The sequence below is a fragment of the Bacillus sp. NEAU-CP5 genome (assembly GCF_026420705.1).
GTDB classification, from domain to species: Bacteria; Bacillota; Bacilli; order Bacillales; family Bacillaceae; genus Bacillus; species Bacillus velezensis.
This window is the reverse complement of sequence record NZ_JAPMOV010000002.1, coordinates 338,795-360,218: the sequence shown is the minus strand read 5'-3', so window position 1 is coordinate 360,218 and position 21,424 is coordinate 338,795. Positions and strand designations below refer to the sequence as shown.

2 protein-coding genes are annotated in these 21,424 nt (G+C 50.7%); both read left to right on the top strand.

Going from position 1 to position 21,424, the window contains the following annotated elements:
• Positions 1 to 27: 27 nt before the first annotated feature.
• Complete coding sequence (locus OTK50_RS06905; RefSeq protein ID WP_239033975.1) at positions 28 to 5,754, top strand: type I polyketide synthase; 5,727 nt, start codon at positions 28 to 30, stop codon at positions 5,752 to 5,754.
• Positions 5,755 to 5,805: 51 nt separating this feature from the next.
• Entirely contained in the window at positions 5,806 to 21,420 is a 15,615-nt protein-coding gene (locus OTK50_RS06900) for an SDR family NAD(P)-dependent oxidoreductase (RefSeq protein ID WP_224223653.1), read from the top strand.
• Positions 21,421 to 21,424 lie beyond the last annotated feature (4 nt).

The following is a 21,424-nucleotide window of genomic DNA, read 5'->3' as shown; positions in this document are numbered from 1 at the left end:
TTGAACGTCGATATGGAGGAAGTTCATATGCAAGAGCAGCTTCTTATTAACAATCAGCATCCCGTCCTGAAACATCATAAAGCCTATGGAAAGGAACTGCTGCCGGGTCTGGCTTATATTGACCTGATCTATCAGACTTTCAGAGAAAACGGTTTTTTTCATGCCGGCCTTGAACTCAGGCACTTATCGATTTTTCACCCTTTAGCTCCTGAACAGGGAGAATCAATCCTGCTTTCCGTTGATTGTACAGAGAACGTCGAAGGGCAGTGGAAGGTAGAGGTGAAAGGGCGAAAACAAGGTGACGAAGCAGCAGAGACAAAGGTATATGCCGCGGCGCAAATGCATTCCGTCAAGCCCGCCGGCTTCCAAGAAAGCGTCCGGATGGATGCCGTAAAACAAACGGCGGCAGAAATACCGCTTGAGGACATTTACGCGGAATGCAGGGATCAAGAACTGGTTCATTCAGGAATGATGAAAGGCTGCGGAAGCGTCTACCAAACTGAAAAAGAGATTTATATTGATCTGTCGGTGCAAAAGGATCAGCTGGAACATGCAGAAGAGACGATGTTTCATCCCGCATTGATAGATGCGAGCAGCATCGGCTCCAATGTATATCTCGCTCCTTTGACGAGGGAGGAGGGGCAATTATTTCTGCCGCTGTTTTATGAATCGTTTTATTGCGCCGAATTGCTGCAGACAACATGTATCACCAAGATAAAAAAAGAATCCGTCACCCGTAAGAAAGATCTCGTTTACGTGACAATGGAGTTTTTCAATGAGGAAGGCAGAAAAGTCGGCGAACTGAAAAACTTCGCCAATAAACTGGTGAGGGACCCGGAACTGATCAATCAGAAACGGCAAAAGAAAGAACCTGACGGGCGGAATGCCGTCCCGGCTCCGCAAGCGGAACCGGCGCCTTCTGAGCCCCGCCGTGCGGAGGCTTCCGCCGGCCTTACTGAACAGTGCATCCTTTATTTAAAAGAATTGCTTGCCGCCCGATTGAACAAACCTGTGAAAGAGATTGACCCGGATATCGGCTACTATGAAATGGGGCTGGATTCTCCGGGGCTGTTGGACATGGTAAAGGAAATTGAACAAAAAATCGGAACGCAGCTTCTGCCGACACTGTTATTTGAATACACGACAATCGCGGAATTGGCGGGATATTTGTGCGAACATTACGGAGCCGGTTTCGGCCATGCTCAAAGCGGGCCTTCAAGTGCTGAGCCTTTGCACCGGGAAAAAAAGAGGACGACCCAAAACCGCGTGAAAAAATCGGCGTCAGCCGGAACGCAGAATGGAGATATTGCGATTGTCGGGATGGCGGGACGGTACCCCGGCGCCAAAAATCTTCGTGAATTTTGGACAAATTTAAAAAATGGAGAAAACAGCGTAACGGAAGTGCCTCGTTCCCGCTGGGATACGAGGACATATGAGCATTTGCGATCGCCGTCCGGCAAGCCGATTTCCAAATGGGGCGGTTTTATAGACGATCCGGATTGTTTTGACGCGAAATTTTTCCGGATTTCTCCGCGAGAGGCAGAAGCTAAAGATCCGCAAGAACGATTGTTTTTAGAAACATGCTGGGAAACGATTGAGGATGCGGGCTACACCCCGGAAACAATCGTTCAGCCGAAAGGGCCGAATAAGAGAATGAACGTCGGTGTGTTTGCCGGGGTGATGCATATGGATTATTCTCTCGCCGGCGCTGAAGCTGCGGCCAAAGGGCTGGTCTTTCCTTATCCCTTGAACTATGCGCCGATCGCAAACCGGGTTTCATATTTTTGCAATTTTCACGGGCCGAGCATGGCGGTTGACACGGTGTGTTCGTCATCTCTGACGGCCGTCCATATGGCGGCGGAAAGTCTGAGACGCGGTGAATGTGAAGCAGCTCTTGCCGGAGGCGTCAATTTATCATTGCACCCGACAAAATATATCACATACGGCTTGATGGATATGCATTCGAGTGACGGACTGTGCCGCACGTTCGGCGAAGGAGGCACGGGCTATGTCTCAGCTGACGGCATCGGAGCCGTGCTGCTGAAGCCGCTTCACAAAGCCGAAGAAGATAAGGATCATATTTATGCGGTGATAAAAGGCAGCGCCGTCAATCACGTGGGGACCGTCAGCGGGATTACCGTGCCGAGCCCCGTGGCGCAGGGGGATATGATAGCTGAATGCCTTGAAAAGACGGAGATCGATCCCCGGACGATTTCTTATGTGGAAGCGCACGGAACCGGAACTTCTTTAGGAGATCCGATTGAAATACAAGGTCTTGTTAAAGCTTACCGCACGTTTACGGAGGATCGGCAATTTTGTGCGATCGGTTCCGTTAAATCGAATATCGGACATGCGGAATCAGCCGCCGGGATCAGCGGGCTTCATAAAACGGTTTTGCAGCTGTTTCACAAAACGCTTGTCCCTTCTTTGCACTCAGAGACGATTAATCCGTATCTCCGTTTAGAGGACTCGCCATTTTACGTGCAGCAAAAAACCGAGCCATGGAAAAAGCCGGCGTATACAGAGAACGGCATTGAACATTCCTGTCCGAGACGCGCAGGCATCAGTTCATTCGGGGCGACGGGGTCAAACGTTCATCTCATTTTAGAAGAGTACAGGCCTAAAAACCCCGGTATTACGGAGAATCAAGAGAAACCGTATATCGTGCCTCTGTCAGCGAAAAATCCGGAGCGGCTGAAGGAATACGCTGCCCGCCTGCTGATGTTTCTCAAAGATAAAGCGCTTGAAGGAAGCGGGCCGCTTCCTGACAAAAGAGATACAATGCAAAATCAGCTGGAAAATGCGTTACGCAGCGTTCTGGCGGATGTTCTGCATGTAGAGGCCGGCACGGTAGATGATGAACAGGATTGGAAGGAATTCGGCTTGGATGTCATGCAGCTGACACAGTTTTCTGAGCTGATGACGGATCAATACGGGCTGGCAATAGACATGACTGATCTCATACAGCATACTTCCGTCCGGACTTTAGCAGAATGTCTTACAAACGATGAGAAACATAAGAATATTCTTTCCGGTCTTTTCGGTCAGTCGGGCTTAGATAAGCAGCCTGATGAATCTTTTTCCATGCGGTCACTGGCGTATACGCTGCAAACGGGACGGATGGCAATGGAAGAACGGCTTGTTTTTTTAGTGAACGATCAAGCAGACCTGATCAGGAAATTAACTGAATTTACAGAACAAAAACGGCAGATTGACGGCTGCTTTCAAGGGCGGTCTGATAGCGGAACGGAAATCAGGGGTTTCCTGAATGATGATCAGGATACGGAGGAGCTGATCCGAAAATGGATGGACAGCGGCACTTACAAAAAACTTGCGGAGCTGTGGTCAAAAGGATTTGAGATAGACTGGACGCGGCTGTATCAGGAGGAGAAACCGCGCAGGATGAGTCTGCCGACGTACCCGTTTGCAAAGGAACGATATTGGATACCGGAGCCCGATCATCCCGTCACTTCCGTAAATACAGAAAGCAGGCTTCACCCGCTGCTTCACCGCAATACATCAGATTTGCTAGAACAAAAATTCAGTACGATACTGAACGGAGATGAATTCTTCTTAGCCGATCATATCGTCCGAAACAAGCGTGTTCTCCCCGGGGCGGCTTATCTTGAAATGGCGAGAGCTGCGGCTGAACTGGCTGCCGCGCCGTTAGCCGCTGGATACACGGCTAAAACCGGCATTTCGCTGCGGTATATCAGCTGGATACGCCAGGCCGTTCATAAAAAAGAGCCGCTGCGTATGACGACAGGGCTTTCTTTGGAGGATAACGGCAATGTGTCATTTCAAGTGTACAGCAATGAAAACGATTCAGACATTTATTGTGAAGGCAGTGCTGTGATTGAGCCGCTGTCTGAGGCGCCGGTTTTGCATATTGAACAGCTGAAAGCGCGATGCCGCAAAAAAGTGCTGTCAAAAGAAGACTGCTATGCGGCGTTTGCAAAGGCGGAAATTGTATACGGACCTTCACATCAAGGAATTGATCATATTTATTGCGGGGAGAAAGAAGCCTTGGCTAAATTGGTGCTCCCTGCTTCCGTTTCTGATGAGGCTGAACAGTTTGTGCTCCATCCGAGTCTGATTGATTCTGCTTTTCAGGCGGCCATCGGCGTTATGAATGAAGATCAAGCGGGTTATCCTGAGCAGCCGTTAATGCCTTTTGAATTGCATGAACTGACCGTTTTTCATCCGTGCAGTCCAAACATGTGGGCGGCCGTATTTGTGACGCATGAAACACCGGCCGTACGAAGAATGGACATTGATATATGTGATGAGCGCGGCAATGTGTGTGTAAGGATAAAAGGATTTTCTGCCCGAATGGCCGAAAGTGCGCCGGCCGTAACCGATAATAAGCAATACGATCTGCCGGGTAACCTTACCGGAGCCGTCAAACTGATGCAGGTATGGGACGCGGAACCGATAGACAACCAAACCGGCTTCCACATTTCTGAAGCAAAAGCTGTCATCATAGGCGGTACAGACGGGCAGGCGGACGCGGTTTTACGATTGTTTCCTAAAGCTGTGCGATTTGATATCGGCCAAAGTGCTTCCGTTGAAGTGATATCTGATCGGCTCCGCCGTCTCGGTGAGGTTCAGCATATGATCTGGTTTGCCCCTCAGCCGGCTGATTCTGACAGCCATGATCAAAAAAGCGGGGTGCTGCAAATTTTCAGAGCGGCCAAAGCTCTTATCGGTCTCGGGTATGGAAAAGAGCAGCTCGGGATGACGGTGATTACGCACCAAGCACAGCCTATCACCCAATATGATGAGGTGCGTCCCGCTCATTCCGGTGTGCACGGTTTTGTCGGGTCTCTCGCTAAAGAACATCCGAGCTGGCACATCCGTCTGGCCGATCTTGAAGACGGGGGGGATTTCCCCGCAGAAGACATATTCAGCCTGCCCCGCGACCGTACGGGTAAAGCGTGGGTGCACAGACATCAGGAATGGTACAGGCCTCAATTGCTTCCGGTCCAAAGCGGGCCGTCTGAAAGTGTTCCTTACCGCTATGGAGGCGTATATGTCATCATCGGCGGTGCGGGAGGCATCGGCGAGGTTTGGACAGATTATATGGTGACGACGTATAAAGCCCGAGTCGTCTGGATCGGGAGGCGGCCGCTGGACAGCCGGATACGCCAAAAAATAGACCGGTACCGGTCATCAGGCCCGGCTCCCGAATATATAGCCGCAGATGCTTCTGATCTTCCATCGCTTCAGCGCGCCTATGAACAGATTAAAAACACATACGGCACCATCAGCGGCGTCGTTCATTCAGCGATGGTATTTGCGAATGAAAGCGTAAAAGATATGGAAGAATCACAGTTTCACGCCGGCCTTGCGGCGAAAGTGGATATTTCCGTCAACATTGCCGAAGTATTTGCGAAAGAGTCTTTAGACTTTATTCTCTTTTTCTCTTCGGTTATTTCATATATTAAGAATCCGAATCAAAGTCATTATGCGGCGGGGTGCGCATTTAAAGACGCATTTGCCCATGAGCTTTCCGGACGGCTGTCATGCCGGGTCAAAGTGATGAACTGGGGTTATTGGGAGCGGGCTGACAATCACATTTCTGAAGAGTTTGACAGACTGAGTGCAATCGGTCTCGGGCTGATCAGCCGGGCGGAAGGGATGCAGGCGCTGGAAACTCTGCTGACGCAGCCGATCTCCCGTATGGGGCTGATGAAGCTGACCAAGCCGATTCCGATCGAGGGAATGAACCCTCATGAATTTGTGACTATCTGATTGCCTGTCAAAATGACGGAGCAAATTTAATTTTCTTAGGAGGATAAGGTTTTGGGTAAGGGAGACAAACAAAAAGACCGTACACAGTTATCCTTAAGAACAGAAATAAGCAATCAAATGAAAGAATTGAATCGGCTTTTGCTGCAAGTGCTGCGGGTGACGCTGCGTTCAATGGGTCTGACCGGCGAAGCGCCGGCGGCTTCCTGTCTGCCTTTATATGAGCGCTGGCTGGAAGAAAGCATCCGTCTTTTAGACAGCGATTTTAAAAGCGATGAAACGGCCGCGGTTTGGGAAGAGTGGCATAAGAAGAAAAACGAATGGCTGAAAGATCCGGATATGAAAGCGCAGGCTCTGCTGGCGGATACCGTCATTCAAGCTTTGCCTGACATTTTAACAGGCAAAATAAAAGCCACTGACGTGATGTTTCCCGATTCCTCAATGGAGCTTGTTGAAGGAATCTATAAGCATAACATTCTCGCTGATTATTACAACGATGTGCTGGCAAATGAAGCGTGTATTTATGTGGAAAATGTAATTAAAAACAATCCTGAGGCAAACATCCGTCTGCTGGAGATCGGAGCGGGCACCGGCGGAACGAGCAGCACACTGTTTAAAAAGCTCCGCCCCTATCAAAACCATATTCAGGAATACTGTTATACCGACTTGTCAAAAGCTTTTTTAATGCATGCCGAAAAGGAATACGGCGCGGACAATCCGTATTTGACGTATCAGCTGTTTAATGTGGAGCAGCCTGCGGCGGGCCAGGGATTACATCTGAGAACCTACGATATCGCTATTGCCGCAAACGTGCTGCATGCCACCAAAAACATCCGGAAAACCTTACGGACGGCAAAAGCCGTATTGAAAAAGGACGGTTTGCTGCTCGTTAATGAACTGGGCGGGCATACGCCGTTTACACATGTTACATTCGGCTTATTAGAGGGCTGGTGGCTGTACGAAGACGAGGCGCTGCGGATTCCGGGGTGCCCCGGTCTTTATCCGGAAACATGGAAATCCGTTTTAATGGCTGAAGGCTTTCATTCCATTCAATTTCCGGCTGAAAACGAACGTCTGCACACCCAGCAGATTATCACGGCAAAAAGCAACGGAGTCATCAGGCAGAGCAGGGAAGCTTACACCGCGCAAAAGCGCCAATCAAACGTACCGCAAACATCCTCTGATCGTCAGCTCCCCATCAAACAAGCGGGAGAGGGGCTTTCGGAAAAGACAGCGGCTTTTCTGATAAGGGCTGCGGCAAAAGTATTAAAAATGCCGGCAGAAGAGATAAATCCGCTGGCTCCTCTGGATGAATACGGCATTGACTCTATTCTGATCGTTCAGCTGACGAATGAGCTGCGGGATCTCGTCCCTGATATCAGCAGCACGCTGTTTTTTGAATACCGGACGATAGAAGAGCTTGCCGTATACTTGGCTGAAACGAAGGAGCGCGAACTGCATGCACGATTTTCTGAAGAAGTCCGTCATACTGAAGCGGCATCATCCGGCTCTTTGCTTGAAAAAAGCACAGAGTATCTGAAACAGATCGTCAGCGCCATCTTAAAGATGCCGATTGAGGACGTTCAAGCCCATACGCCCCTTGAAGAATACGGAATCGATTCCATCTTAATCGTACAGCTGACCAACCGCGTGCGGGAAGACGTACCTGATATCAGCAGCACTTTGTTCTTCGAGTATCCGACAATCGGCGGATTAGCGGAATATCTCGTCAGCTCAAGACAGGATGATATGGCTGGGATTTTCAAGACAAATAAAGAAGCCAAAAAGGCGCCGCACACATTACAGAAAAAGCAAAGCCGCAAAAAAAGCGCCGGATTGACGAAGCGCCAAGCGGCATCTTTTTCTGAAAAAACGCCGCCCGCTTCCGAACCGCCGTCAAAACACCTTGAAGTGGCAATTGTCGGTCTTGCCGGACGGTACCCCGGAGCTGAAAATGTTAATGAGTTCTGGGAACGGTTAAAGACCGGTGAACACGGAATCACCGAAATTCCGAAAGACCGCTGGGATTGGCGGGACTACTATGATGAGACAAAAGGTAAGGAAGGCCGGATGTATACGAAGTGGGGCGGCTTTTTAACAGATATTGATAAATTTGATCCGCTGTTTTTTAAAATCTCCCCGAAAGAAGCGGAGCGCATGGACCCGCAGGAGAGACTGTTTCTGGAAACCGCTTATGCGGCCCTTGAGGATGCCGGATATACCCCTGATTCACTATGCGCCGGTAAAAAGGTTGGTGTCTTTGCGGGTGTCATGAACGGCAACTATCCGACAGGAGCCCACTACCACTTTATCCCGAACCGCGTATCCTATGTGTTTGATTTTCACGGTCCGAGCATCGCGGTCGATACCGCCTGCTCCTCATCCTTAACCGCCATTCATCTCGCCGCAGAAAGCATCAGAACAGGTGCATCTGAATGCGCGATTGCCGGCGGCGTAAACCTGATTACAGACCCGGTTCATTATATCGGACTTTCTTCTATGAGAATGCTGTCACCGTCAAACGCGTGCAAAGCATTCGGTGATAAGGCTGACGGGTTTGTTGACGGAGAGGGTGTCGGCTGTATCGTGTTAAAGCCGTTGAAGAAGGCTGTTGAAGATCATGATCATATATACGGTGTCATTAAAGGAAGCGCTCTGAACGCCGGCGGCAAAACGAACGGGTTCACCGTTCCGAATCCGAATGCACAAGGAGAAGTGATCGCAGAGGCGATGGAGCGGGCAGGTATTGATCCGAGAGCAATCAGCTATCTGGAAGCCCACGGCACCGGCACTTCCTTGGGAGATCCGATTGAAATCGCAGGGTTAACCAAGGCTTTCCGACGCTATACGGATGCAAAGCAATTTTGTTCCATCGGTTCTGTTAAATCCAATATCGGACACCTGGAAAGTGCGGCGGGCATTGCTGCGGTCACCAAAATTCTTCTTCAGATGAAACACGGATATCTGGTGCCGTCGCTGCATTCAAAGCAGCTGAACCCGGAAATTGATTTTGAAACTTCTCCTTTTATCGTGCAGCAGAAAACGGCGGAATGGAGACGGCCGGTCATAGAATCTGAAGGGGTAACACGGGAATATCCGAGAATCGCGGGTACATCTTCTTTCGGAGCGGGCGGTGCAAATGCCCACCTGCTGATAAAAGAGTATGAACCGGCTGAAATGAGTCCGGCAGACACCGGCCGTCCGGCGCTTTTTGTTTTATCGGCAAAAGATAAAGACCGCTTGCGCGAGCGGGCTCTGTTGCTGTCGGATGCCGCCGGAAACGGAACAATTACAGATGCGAACCTGCTTGACGCGGCATTTACCCTTCAAGTCGGCAGGGTCCCGATGGAAGAACGGCTGGCGATGACAGCGGACTCTGTTTCTGAATTGGAACAGAAGCTGACTGCTTTTCTGAATAATGCTGGTTCCGTAAGCGGGGTGTTTACAGGCCGGGGTGATAGTGCTGTCACGGAGACGGAAGGCACAGTCAGTGATTGGATGGAAAAACGTCAATTTGACAGTCTTTTGAATGCCTGGGTTCACGGGACGCCCGTCGATTGGGCATCTTTATATAAAGGCGCGCTGCCGCATCGTATCAGTCTGCCGTCTTATCCATTTGCAAAAGAAAGCTACTGGATGAAGCGGGAAGAACCAAAAACAGGAACAACTGAATATGTGCATCCTTTCCTGCATGAAAATACGTCAACCTTGGCGGAGCAAAGCTATCATACATCTTTTACAGGCCGGGAACACGTTTTCCAGAATGTGAGCGGGGAGCGGGTTCTGTCGGCAGCCGTTTATTTAGAAATGGCGCTTGCGGCTTATCATCATGCGGCAGACAGCTCTGAAGAAAAAGAGATATGGATCCGAACGGCGGCATGGACTGACCCGATTACCGGCGGACATCACGGTGCGGGCGTCAATCTCTCCCTTCTGTCTGAAGACGAGGAAGGCATCCATTATGAAATATACAGTGACGAAGAGAAGCTGCATCATTATGGAATCATCGGACAAGGGAACATACAGCCATCCCGCGTGCTGGATATTGCCTCCTTACAAAAAGACTGCCGCCCGCTGTCATTCGATTATGAAACACCAGGCACGTCAGGTGTAACGATCAGTAAGGAGTTCCGCACCGTTGAAAAGCTTTATGCGGGAGAAAATGCGGTTTGGGCGAAGCTTGCTCTTATAGATGAAAGCGGCCGTAATCCGGGATATCATATACCGCCGGAATTTCTGGACGCAGCTTTTCATGTCCTGGCAAAAACGGAGCCGTCAGTCCATATCGTGCCTGAAGCGGTTGAAGAACTGCGCGTCATGCGTCCGTGCTCATCCGGCATGTGGATGTATATTAATAAAAAGAATCAAACCGGCTGTGACATTCAATTTTGTGACGAAACCGGCACTGTCTGCGCAGAAATCAAAGGGATAAGAATGAGACAGCCGTCTCAGCAGGATCACGGGCAAGAGGAACAATCCGAGATGATGATATTTGAAGAAATGTGGACGCAGCAGCCTTTGAAGAAATCCATTCATGAAGAGCTGAAAACGGTCATCTGTTTTCTTACGGGAGAAGCTGCCAGAAAGCATGCTTATCAGTCTTTACAATCCCTTTATCCGGGAGCCGGCGTGTTTTTTATTTCACAGGGTGAGGAAACTCAAAAGCTTTCAAACACGCATTATCAAATTAAAATCACTGACGGACAAGCATATCAAGAAACGTTTCGGCATATTGAAACGGCTGCAGGCAAAGCGGATGCCATTTTGTATGGATGGCCGCTTGAAGATGAAAAGGCCGTGAAAGACTATTCCCTTCTGTATCATGTGATCCGCGCAGCTGCTTCTTTGCGTTTTAAACCGAGGCGAATCCTACTTTCCGCTCAGTGCGGGACCGATACCGATATCAGTTACGCCGAGTCATGGATCGGGCTTGAACGGTCGCTGAAACTGATCTTGCCGGAGACGGATACGGCCGCGGTTTATTTTGGACAAAAAGGACCGTTAGAAAAACTGATCCATAACGTATGTGAAGAACTTCGCAGCGAGTCGTTCCGCAGTGTCATGTACAGTGGGGAAATCCGTCACGTCATGGAAATGAAGCAGACGGATATTGCCCCTGTTGAGAAGCGTGTGATAAAAAGCGGGAAAACGTACTTGATTACCGGCGGATGCGGGGGATTAGGCTTGTTATTTGCCGGATATTTCGCTGGAAAAGGACCGGTTACGCTCATTTTGACGGGGAGATCAGCGGCAGGCGGCCCGGTGCTGAACAAGATAAAGAGATTGGAAGAATCAGGCGCCAAGGTGTTTTACGTGCAGGCGGATGCCGCAGATCAGGCTCAGATGGAGAAAGGTTTGCAAGAAGCGAAAGAGAAAGGATGCGGGCCGATTCACGGTGTCATTCACGCTGCAGGTCTTCAAGGCACTGAAAGCATTCTGGAGAAAGATCTGCAAACCTTTCAGCAAGTCTTATCGCCAAAAGCGGACGGCACCGCGGTGTTAGATCAGGTTCTGTCACGGGAGCCGCTTGACTTCTTCTGTTGTTTCTCTTCTTCTTCAGCGATTTTAGGAGACTTCGGTTCTTGTGACTACGCAATGGGGAACCGCTTCCAAATGGCTTTTGTCCGTCATCGGGATAAACTTGTGAGCCTCGGACTCAGAAGCGGCAAGTCACTTGCAATCAATTGGCCGCTTTGGAAAGAAGGGGGGATGCATGTCGGCACGGCGGAAAGCACCGATATGTACTTAAAATCAAGCGGACAGCGTTATTTATACACAGAGGAAGGACTCGACGCTTTTGAAACATTGTTAGTCCAGCCGTCCAGCCAGTATCTCGTCCTGGCCGGTTTTCCGTCGAGGGCCAAACGCTTCCTGCAGATAGATCAAGGCGAACGGCCGATTTCGGGTTCTGTAAACAGGAACGTCCCGTTTTCAGGAAGGCGGAGTGAAATGAAAGGCTTTACACTGGAAGAATGCGTAAGCTGGGATGTGAAAGAACTGGCGGCGGGGCTTTTGAAAATAGACAAGAACAGACTGACGGCCGCTGACAATCTGGCTGATTTCGGCTTTGATTCTATCAGTTTGGCGGAATTCGCCTCTTCTTTGTCCGCTCATTACGGAATTGAAGTGACACCGGCCCTGTTTTTCGGACATTCCACACTGGAGAAGGTCGTCCGCTATTTTCTGACGGAACACAAGTCCGTCATGGAGCATGTCTATGAAGAAAAGAAACCTGAATCCGCAGATCAATCTGTCTTTGAAAAGGCAGGAACGGAAAAGCGAAAGAAGCAGAGGAGAAGAAATAAGCTGAACGCCGGAACCGATGGCAGTCAGGCAGCTGATTCCATTGCCATTATCGGCATGAGCGGCCGATTTCCTCAGGCGCGCACGGCGGACGAGCTGTGGGACATTCTGTTTCAGGAAAAGGATGTTGTCGCACCGGTCGCAAAAAAAGGTTTCACAAGTTCAAAATGGAAACTCGGCGCTGTACCGGGGGCGGACGAATTCGACCCTTTATTTTTTGAAATATCGCCGAGGGAAGCTGAAACGATGGATCCGAAACAGCGGCTGCTTCTTCAGGAAGCGTGGAGGGCCCTTGAGGACGCCGGCTACGGCGCCAGTCACATCAGGCAGCAGACGATCGGTATGTTTGTGGGGGCGGAAGAAGGAGATTATCACCTTTTAACACGGGACAAAGGCAATGTCACGTCTCATCATAACGGTATTTTGGCGGCGCGGCTGGCTTATCACTTGAATTTATCAGGTCCTGTGATGGCGATAAATACAGCATGTTCTTCGGGACTCGTTTCTGTCCATCAGGCGGTATTAAGCCTGCAGAATAAAGAGTGCACAACAGCTGTTGCGGCCGGGGTGAATATCATGAATACCCCGGACTTTTTTGAAACGATAGATAAAGCCGGAATGCTGTCGGAAAACGGGAAATGCTTCGCGTTTGATAAAAGGGCTGACGGCATGGTTCCGGGGGAAGCGGCTGCGGCGGTTGTTCTGAAGCCGTTGAGAGAGGCGGAAGCGGATGGTGATCCGATTTACGGGGTGATTCGGGCGAGCGGCATCAATTATGATGGGAAAACAAACGGAATTACCGCTCCGAGCGGCGTCGCGCAGACCCGGCTGCTTACTTCCGTTTATGACCGGGGCCGTATCAACCCTGAAGATATCGAATATATCGTCACACACGGCACAGGTACAAAACTCGGTGATCCGGTGGAAATTAACGCGCTTTATGACGCATTTTCTGCCTATACAAACGAAGAAGCATTTTGCGCACTCACATCAATTAAAACCAATATCGGCCACACGTTTGCCGCGTCAGGCATTGTCAGTTTGATCAGTCTTTTACAGGCGTTCTCCCGTGAAATGATTCCCGCCAGTCTGCATTGCAGCGGGGAAAACCGCTATATCAACTGGGAGAAGAGTCCTTTTTATGTGAATAAAACGGGTAAACCGTGGCCTTCTCTGCCGGGTAAAAACCGAATGGGGGCAGTCAGCGCATTCGGGATGAGCGGAACAAACGCCCATGTCGTTATGGAAAGCTATAAGCGCAGCGCTTCACCTCATCCGGATGCCCCTGCATATTTACTGACTTTGTCTGCAAAAACAAAGGAGGCCCTTCAGGAAAAAATCGAAGATATGATCACTTGGGCGGAAAATGGCGGACTGAAAAAAAATGATCTGGCCCAGCTCAGCTATACGTTGTTAAAAGGACGGCATCACTTTAACCATCGCGCCGCCATCGTGGTTCAAGATGCTGATGACGCAGTGTATGTATGGCAGCAGGCAAAGCTTAATGAACATCATCCTTATGTGTTTTCGGGAAAAGTACCGCTGCACTTTACAGGCCGTCAGCATATTCAGGAGCACATAATAGAAGTGCTCGGCAAGTGCAGTGCCTCATATTCTGACCATAGAAAGTATCAGGAGCTGTTATGCGTGCTGGCAGATTTTTATTGTCAAGGTTATGAAATCGAAGGGGACTTGCTTTATGGCGGACCTATGCTGCGAATCGGCAATCTGCCGGGCTACCCGTTTGGCAGGCAGACGTATTGGGCGTCCGATCGTCTTCAGAGAGAGCTTGAAAGCCGGAATTCAGCTGAACGTGAAAAGCTTCACCCGCTGCTCCATACGAATACATCGACCTTTACCGCCCAGCGCTTTACTTCTGTTTTTTCTGGGCATGAACCGTTTTTTGCCGATCATATCGTCAATGGAAAACCGGTGCTTCCGGGCGCTGCTGCTTTAGAAATGGCCCGGGCCGCCGTTACACTTGCCGCTGAAGACTTGCCGGGCGGGAAAGCGGGTGTCCGGCTCAAACAGATCGTTTGGCTCCGGCCGGTGACGGCGCTTTCTGAGGGAGTGACGCTTCATGTAAGACTTCAGCCGGAAGAAAACGGAGACATCGCTTTTGAGGCGTATGCCGAAGGGGAAGAGCCGCTTGTCTTTTTCCAGGGAAAGGCCGTGCTCGAAGAGACGGAGCGTGCTCCTGTTCTCGATGTGGAAGCGGTTCAGGCGCGCTGCGGCGGCCGGCGTATGTCAAAGGCTGAGTGCTATGAAGCATTCGACAGCCTCGGCATCACCTACGGACCGTCTCATCAGGCGCTTGACGCCGTCTATGCCGGAAGCGGAGAAGTGCTCGCGAAGCTCACTCTTCCGCCGTCCGCCCGCGAGGAAAAGGAGCCGTTCATCCTGCATCCGAGCATGCTGGACGCCGCCCTTCAGGCTTCTATCGGTCTCGTGCTCTCAGACGGTTCCGCGTCCGGACGGCCGTTCCTGCCGTTTGCCCTTCAGGATATGCAGGTGTTTTCTGCGTGCCGTGAGACGATGTGGGCGGTGCTTTCCTCAAAGGACGGCGCCTATCATATTGAGCTGTGTGATGAAAACGGCGAGGTATGTGTCCGATTGACGGGGCTCACCGCCCGTTTTCTGGAAGAGGAAACGGAGGAAAAACCGCTCTTGCTTCAGCCAAAGTGGCAGGAATCACCGCCGGGTGAAGGCGGCGGACAAGAAGAGTCTTTCAGATACGTGACGCTGTATGGCGGAATGAACGCTGAGGACTTAAGCGGCGCCGTATGTGCGGCTGACGGCGAAGGTCCGATTGAAGACCGTTATGACGCCTGCGCGGCGGAGCTGTCAGCGATCGTCACGCGTCTTATCAAAGAAAAACAGAAGAAAAAAACGCTGATCCAGCTTCTTGTCCCCGACAGGGGGGAAGACAATGTATTGGCGGGGCTGGCCGCTTTCCTGAAAACGGCTCACCTTGAACATCCGAAGCTGTACGGCCAAGTCATCCAAGCTGATCCGGACGAGTCAGCATCATCGCTTCTTGCCAAGCTGAAAGAAAACCGGGCGCATCCTGAACAAGCGGAAATCCGTTATGAAGACGGCAAACGTCTCGTCAGAAACTGGCGTCATCTGCCGGCGCCTCAAAGCGCCGCCGTTCCGTGGAAAGACGAAGGGGTCTACCTCCTCACCGGGGGAGCGGGCGGCATCGGCCTGATTTTCGCTGAAGAAATAGCCTCCCGCGTCAAAAACGCCGTCCTCGTATTAACGGGAAGGGCGGAAGCGCTTGATAAAGACCGCTCCGCCCGCTTACGGCGCTTGGAAGCGTCGGGCGCCCGCGTATTGTATCAACCGGTTGACGTGACAGACAGGGCGGCGGTCATCGCCCTCGTCCGCGGCATACAGGAGGAGCACGGAACACTCGACGGGATCATTCACGGCGCAGGCGTGATCGCTGACAACTACATTCTGAACCAGACAGAAAACGAACGGAAGACCGTCATGGCGCCGAAGGTGAAAGGGCTTATCAATCTTGATGAAGCAGCGAAAGATGTGCGGCTGGACTTTTTCATTCTGTTTTCTTCCTTGGCGGGAGGCATGGGAAATCCGGGGCAGGCCGGTTATGCGGCAGCCAACGCATTTATGGATGTTTATGCAGCCCGCCGGAACCGTCTCGTGCGGGACAACGAGCGGAGCGGGCAGACCCTGTCTGTCAACTGGCCGCTTTGGGAAGAAGGAGGTATGCGCGTGGACAAAGAGACCGAACTGCTGATGTATGAACAGACCGGGATGAAAGCCATGCGATCGGCCTCAGGCATCCAAGCGCTTTACGCGGCTTTTGCCTCCGGAGAACACCAGGTTATGGTGGCAGAAGGCGACGAAAAACGGATTCGCAGGCATATTTTCGATCTGGGCGAAGAACAAAGCGCCGCCGGACAAGCTCCGGCAGTGGCAGATGCAAGAGATCTGAAAGATCAGGTTCAAGAGAAACTAAAGCGGCATGTATCAGATCTTTTAAAGGTAAGCATGAAAGATATTGAGGCTGACAGCGAACTGACGGAATACGGATTTGATTCGATCATCTTCACTGAATTTACAAATCTATTAAATCGGACTTATCAGCTTGAGCTCAGCCCGACTATCTTCTTTGAATTTCCGACATTGCGCAAACTGAGCGGCCATTTGATATCTGAATGGAAAGAAGCATTCAGCGGCTTAGAAAGAGAGAGTTTAAAAACCGCTCCAAAAGCCGGAATAAGAAAAGCTGAAGCTCCGGCGGCCGTTCATGTCAAGCGGGAAACGCCCGTATCCGTAAAAGGAAAATCAGAAGAAAAAACCGAACCGATAGCCATTATCGGAATCAGCGGTATTTTTCCGCAGGCGAAAGACATAGATGAATTCTGGACACGTTTACAAAAAGGGGAGCATTGCATCACAGAAATTCCCCGAGATCGCTGGGATTGGCGCGAATATTACGGCGATCCGGCAGCGGACGCAAATAAAACGTCAATTAAATGGGGCGGTTTTATAGATGGTATCGCCGGGTTTGACCCGCTGTTTTTCGGGATATCTCCGAAAGAAGCTGAAATGATGGATCCTCAGCAGCGTCTATTAATGATGTATGTGTGGAAAGCCATTGAAGACGCGGGGTACTCAGCAAAACGGATTGCCGGAACAAAAACCGGTATTTTCACCGGCACATTGGGAAGCGGATATCAAACCTTAATCAATAAGGCGGGTCTTCCTGTCGAGGGGTATACGATGACCGGAATCGTGCCGTCCGTCGGGCCGAACCGGATGAGTTATTTTCTTGATATTCACGGGCCGAGCGAGCCGGTAGAAACCGCTTGTTCAAGCTCTTTAGTCGCCATTCACCGCGCGGTAAAAGCCATTGAAACGGGAGATTGTGATATGGCGGTCGCAGGGGGCGTCAACACGATCGTCACGCCTGAAGGGCATATCGGTTTTCAAAAAGCAGGCATGCTTAGTGAAGACGGGCGCTGCAAAGCATTTTCCGATCAGGCTGACGGTTATGTCAGAGGAGAAGGTGCCGGCATGATTGTCTTGAAAAAGCTTTCAGAGGCTGAGCGTGACAGGGATCACATCTACGGCCTCATCCGCGGTACAGCGGAAAATCACGGCGGACGCTCAGCGTCACTTACCGCGCCGAATCCGCAGGCTCAGACGGATGTGCTGAAAAGCGCTTATCAAAAAGCCGGTATTCACCCGTCAACCATCACTTATGTAGAAGCGCACGGAACAGGGACGGCACTCGGCGATCCGATTGAAATCAATGCATTGAAAAAAGCTTTCCAAACAGACGGGGCTCCGGGCGGATATTGCGGGATAGGCTCAGTGAAGACAAATATCGGACATTTGGAGCTCGCAGCAGGTATTGCGGGCGTTATCAAAGTATTGATGCAGCTGAAACATCGGACGCTCGCCAAAAGTCTGCATTGCGAGAACATCAATCCCCATATCAAATTGAAGGACAGCCCGTTTTACATTGTGACAGAAACAAAGGAGTGGGAAGCGCTGCGTGATGAAAACGGCCGGGTCCTGCCCCGCCGGGCGGGTGTAAGCTCATTCGGTTTCGGAGGTGTCAATGCGCATATCGTTATTGAAGAATACATGGGCAAAAGTGAGACGGAACAGCAGGAAACCCGTGAGAAAGCGTCATCTCTTTTTGTTTTGTCGGCTAAAAATGAAGAGCGGCTGAAAGAAAGAGCGCGTCTCCTTCGCGATTTTATCCAAAACGGATCATCCCGCCATATCGATCTTGCAGATGCCGCATACACACTGCAGACCGGACGGGATGCGATGGAAGCGAGGCTGGGAATCATTGCAGGCTCCGCAGAGGAACTGACTGAAAAATTGAACGCGTTTCTGTTGGGAAAAAACAGTGAAGATATCATCAGCGGCCGTAAAAAACGCGAGAATAACACGATTTCCATGTTCTCAGACGATGAAGACGCTGCTGACCTCGTCAGCGCCTGGCTTGAGAAAAAGAAATACAGGAAAGTGCTGCAGCTCTGGGCAAACGGATTTGACACGGATTGGGAGCATCTGTATACGGACAGTAAGCCGCGCCGCATCAGCCTGCCCTCCTATCCGTTCAGAGCCGACCGCTATTGGGTGCCGAAACGGGGGCAGCTGCCGCTTTCGAATCAAAAAACAGTAGTATTGCAAAAAACATGGGAACCTTGCGAGGCAGTGTCTTCACCCGAGCCGTTCAACAGCAAAATAGCGCTCATCGTCTCTGATGATACAAAAGACCTTGCCGCCGAGGTGAAAAAACAGCTGAATGATGCTGACATTGTGCAGGAAAATCAGCTCATCTCTTTCTTACAGGGTCCGAACGCGGCTATCTATTCCGGGTTTATTGACTTCACCGGCTGTGGCTCCCGACAAAAGCGGCAGGACATCAGCTGGGTGGCATCGCTGCAGCAGCTGATTGAATACGGCCGCGGACAAGAAAAGATGAAAATGCTTTATCTTACAAAAGGGCTTGAATCCTTCAAAAATAAGGCTGCCGCTACGCATGGTATTGAAAAAGCGGGGCTTTATCGCATGCTGCGGCATGAATACAGCCATATTCTCACCTGTCACGCCGATATTGATCCTGAAGAGCCGCTGGAGCAGACAGCCGCTTTTATTAAACAAGAAATTGAATCAGACTTAACGGAATCTGCTGTTTGCTGCAGGGACGGCATGCGCTTCAGCTATGTTCTTCGGCAGACTGATCAGATTGAACCAGAAGCCGTGCAAACAGACCGGACTGTGTTTCCAAAAGACGCCGTCCTGATGATAACCGGAGGAACGCGCGGACTCGGCGCTTTATGCGCCAAGCACTTCGTTTCCGCATACGGTGTGAAGAAACTGCTTTTGACAGGCAGAAAGGAGCTGCCGCCGAAAACCGAGTGGGATCTTGAGCAGACAGACCCTGTCGTTTCGGAAAAAATACAGCTTATCCGGCAGCTGGAATCACAAGGCGTAAAAGTGTGCGTCTCAGCAGTTGATCTGACGGATAAGCAGGCAGTCGGACGGCTTATAAAAGAGGTAACCTCAACGCTCGGACCTGTCGGAGGCATTCTGCATTGCGCGGGAATTGCGGACCGTGAAAACCCTGCTTTTCTCCGCAAATCCAAAGACAGTATCGCGCGGGTGCTCGCGCCGAAAGCAGACGGCCTTCACAGTCTGTATGAGAGTGTAAAGGATGATGCGCCGGCATTTTTCGTCCTGTTTTCATCTGTCTCGGCAGCCGTCCCGATTCTTGCGGCGGGTCAGAGCGATTATGCGATGGCTAATTCTTATATGGACTATTTTGCAGAAAACAATGAGAGCGGCATCATCAGCATACAATGGCCGGCATGGGATGAGACGGGCATGAGCAGGGATATAAAAAGCGGGATTTATGAGCAAACGGGATTGCTGCGGCACTCTGACGCGGAAGGTCTCAAGATGCTTGATTACATTTTAAGAGAAAGACCCGGAGCTGTCGTGCTGCCGTCACAAGTGAAACATGATTGGGACATCAAAGCGCTGGAAAATGCCAAGCCAGCCGCCCATAAAGAAATGAGAACAGCTTCCAAACCTCCTGAAACAAAAAAACGGGAACATAACCGGATTGATATTCAATCTTGGCTGAGGTCGCTTTTGGCAAAAGAGCTGAGTATCGATGAAACGCATATGGATATCGATGTGCCTTTTCAGGAATACGGAATGGATTCTATCTTTCTGGCGCAAGTACTGACAAAGATTGATCAAAAACTGCCGTCCGTTTCAATTGATCCGACTGTCCTTCTGGAACACCCTACCATAGAACAGCTCGCGGATTATTTAGCCGCACATTGTCCGGAAGCTTTTTCGGCAGATGCAGCAGTTTCCGCGGAGAAGGTCCCTTTGCGGAAGACGCCGAAACGGAGCAAAAAAACGGCAGATAAGCCCGGGAAACGGGGAAAGGTTGCGATCATCGGCATAGCCTGTCATTTTCCGAAAGCGGGGGATATAAAAGAATTTTGGAAGAATCTCCGCAGCGGAACGGATGCCGTCATTGAAGTTCCGCCGGACAGATGGAACGCCGGGGAACACTATCAGCCGGGTGAATATCAAGAGGGAAAAAGCATCAGTAAATGGGGCGGTTTTATTCACGATATTGATCAATTTGACCCGGAGTATTTTAATATTTCAGAAACGCTGGCACCGATGATAGACCCGCTGCAAAGGCAGTGGCTCGAGGTGAGCGCGGAAGCTTTAGCCGATGCCGGTTATCAAAAAGAGGATCTCTGGGGCCGCCGTATCGGCGTTTTTGCCGGTGCAAGGGCAGGTGCGTTTCATCAGAAATTTCAATATTTGCAAAAAGACGCGATTATTGGCGCGGGACAAAATTTTATTACCGCACACATGGCGCACATTTATAACTTTACAGGGCCCAACCTGGTCGTAGATACAGCTTGCTCCAGTTCGCTTACGGCAATTCATTTGGCCGTGCAGGCTATTCAAAATGGAGAAGCGGAAGCGGCCTTTGCGGGCGGGGTTGACATTTTGCTTGATGAAAAACCTTTTCTTACAATGAGCGCGGCGAGAATCTTATCGCCAAACGGCCGTTCAAAATCTTTCGATGCCGATGCGGACGGAACAGGAATCGGAGAGGGCTGCGGTGTGCTGATGCTGAAGCCGCTCGAAAAAGCGATAGAAGACGAAGATAAAATATACGGCGTTATTGACGGCTCTGCGATTAATAATGACGGCAGCACAATGGGCGTGACGACGCCGAATCCCCGGGCGCAGCAGGACTTGATTGAGCAGGCGGTTCAATCAGCGGAAATCGAGCCGGACACCATGACATACGTAGAGACGCACGGAACCGGTACATTGATCGGCGACCCGATTGAATTAAAAGGATTAACCAATGTCTTGTCTGCTTATTCCGATGAAAAACAATTTTGCGGTGTAGGAAGCGTCAAAAGCAATATCGGCCACTTGCTGAGTGCGGCGGGCGCGGCGGGAATCATCAAAGTTTTGCTGGCGATTGCCAATGAAGAACTGCCGCCGACTTTGCATTGCCATAAACCGAACCCCCGCTTTCAATTTAATGATTCTCCGCTTTATCCTGTGCTTGAGCTGAAGCGGTGGAACGGAAAAAAAGAGATACTCAGGGCCGGGGTCAGCGCGTTCGGTTTGGGCGGGAATAATGCCCATATCATTGTCAGCAACGAAGGAATACCGAAAGAGCGAAAAGCGGCCATGGAACCGAAAGGCGGCCAGACAGTATACCGAAAACAGCGGTATTGGCCTGAAAAAGCACAGTTGCCCGAAGCGGAAGAAAATGAGGCGGGCACAGAAGCAATGTTTGAAATAAGCGAGGTGTGATAGA

Coding starts and splice junctions, on each gene's coding strand:
- OTK50_RS06905 (WP_239033975.1), top strand. CDS start 28: ATGCAAGAGCAGCTTCTTATTAACAATCAGCATCCCGTCCTGAAACAT.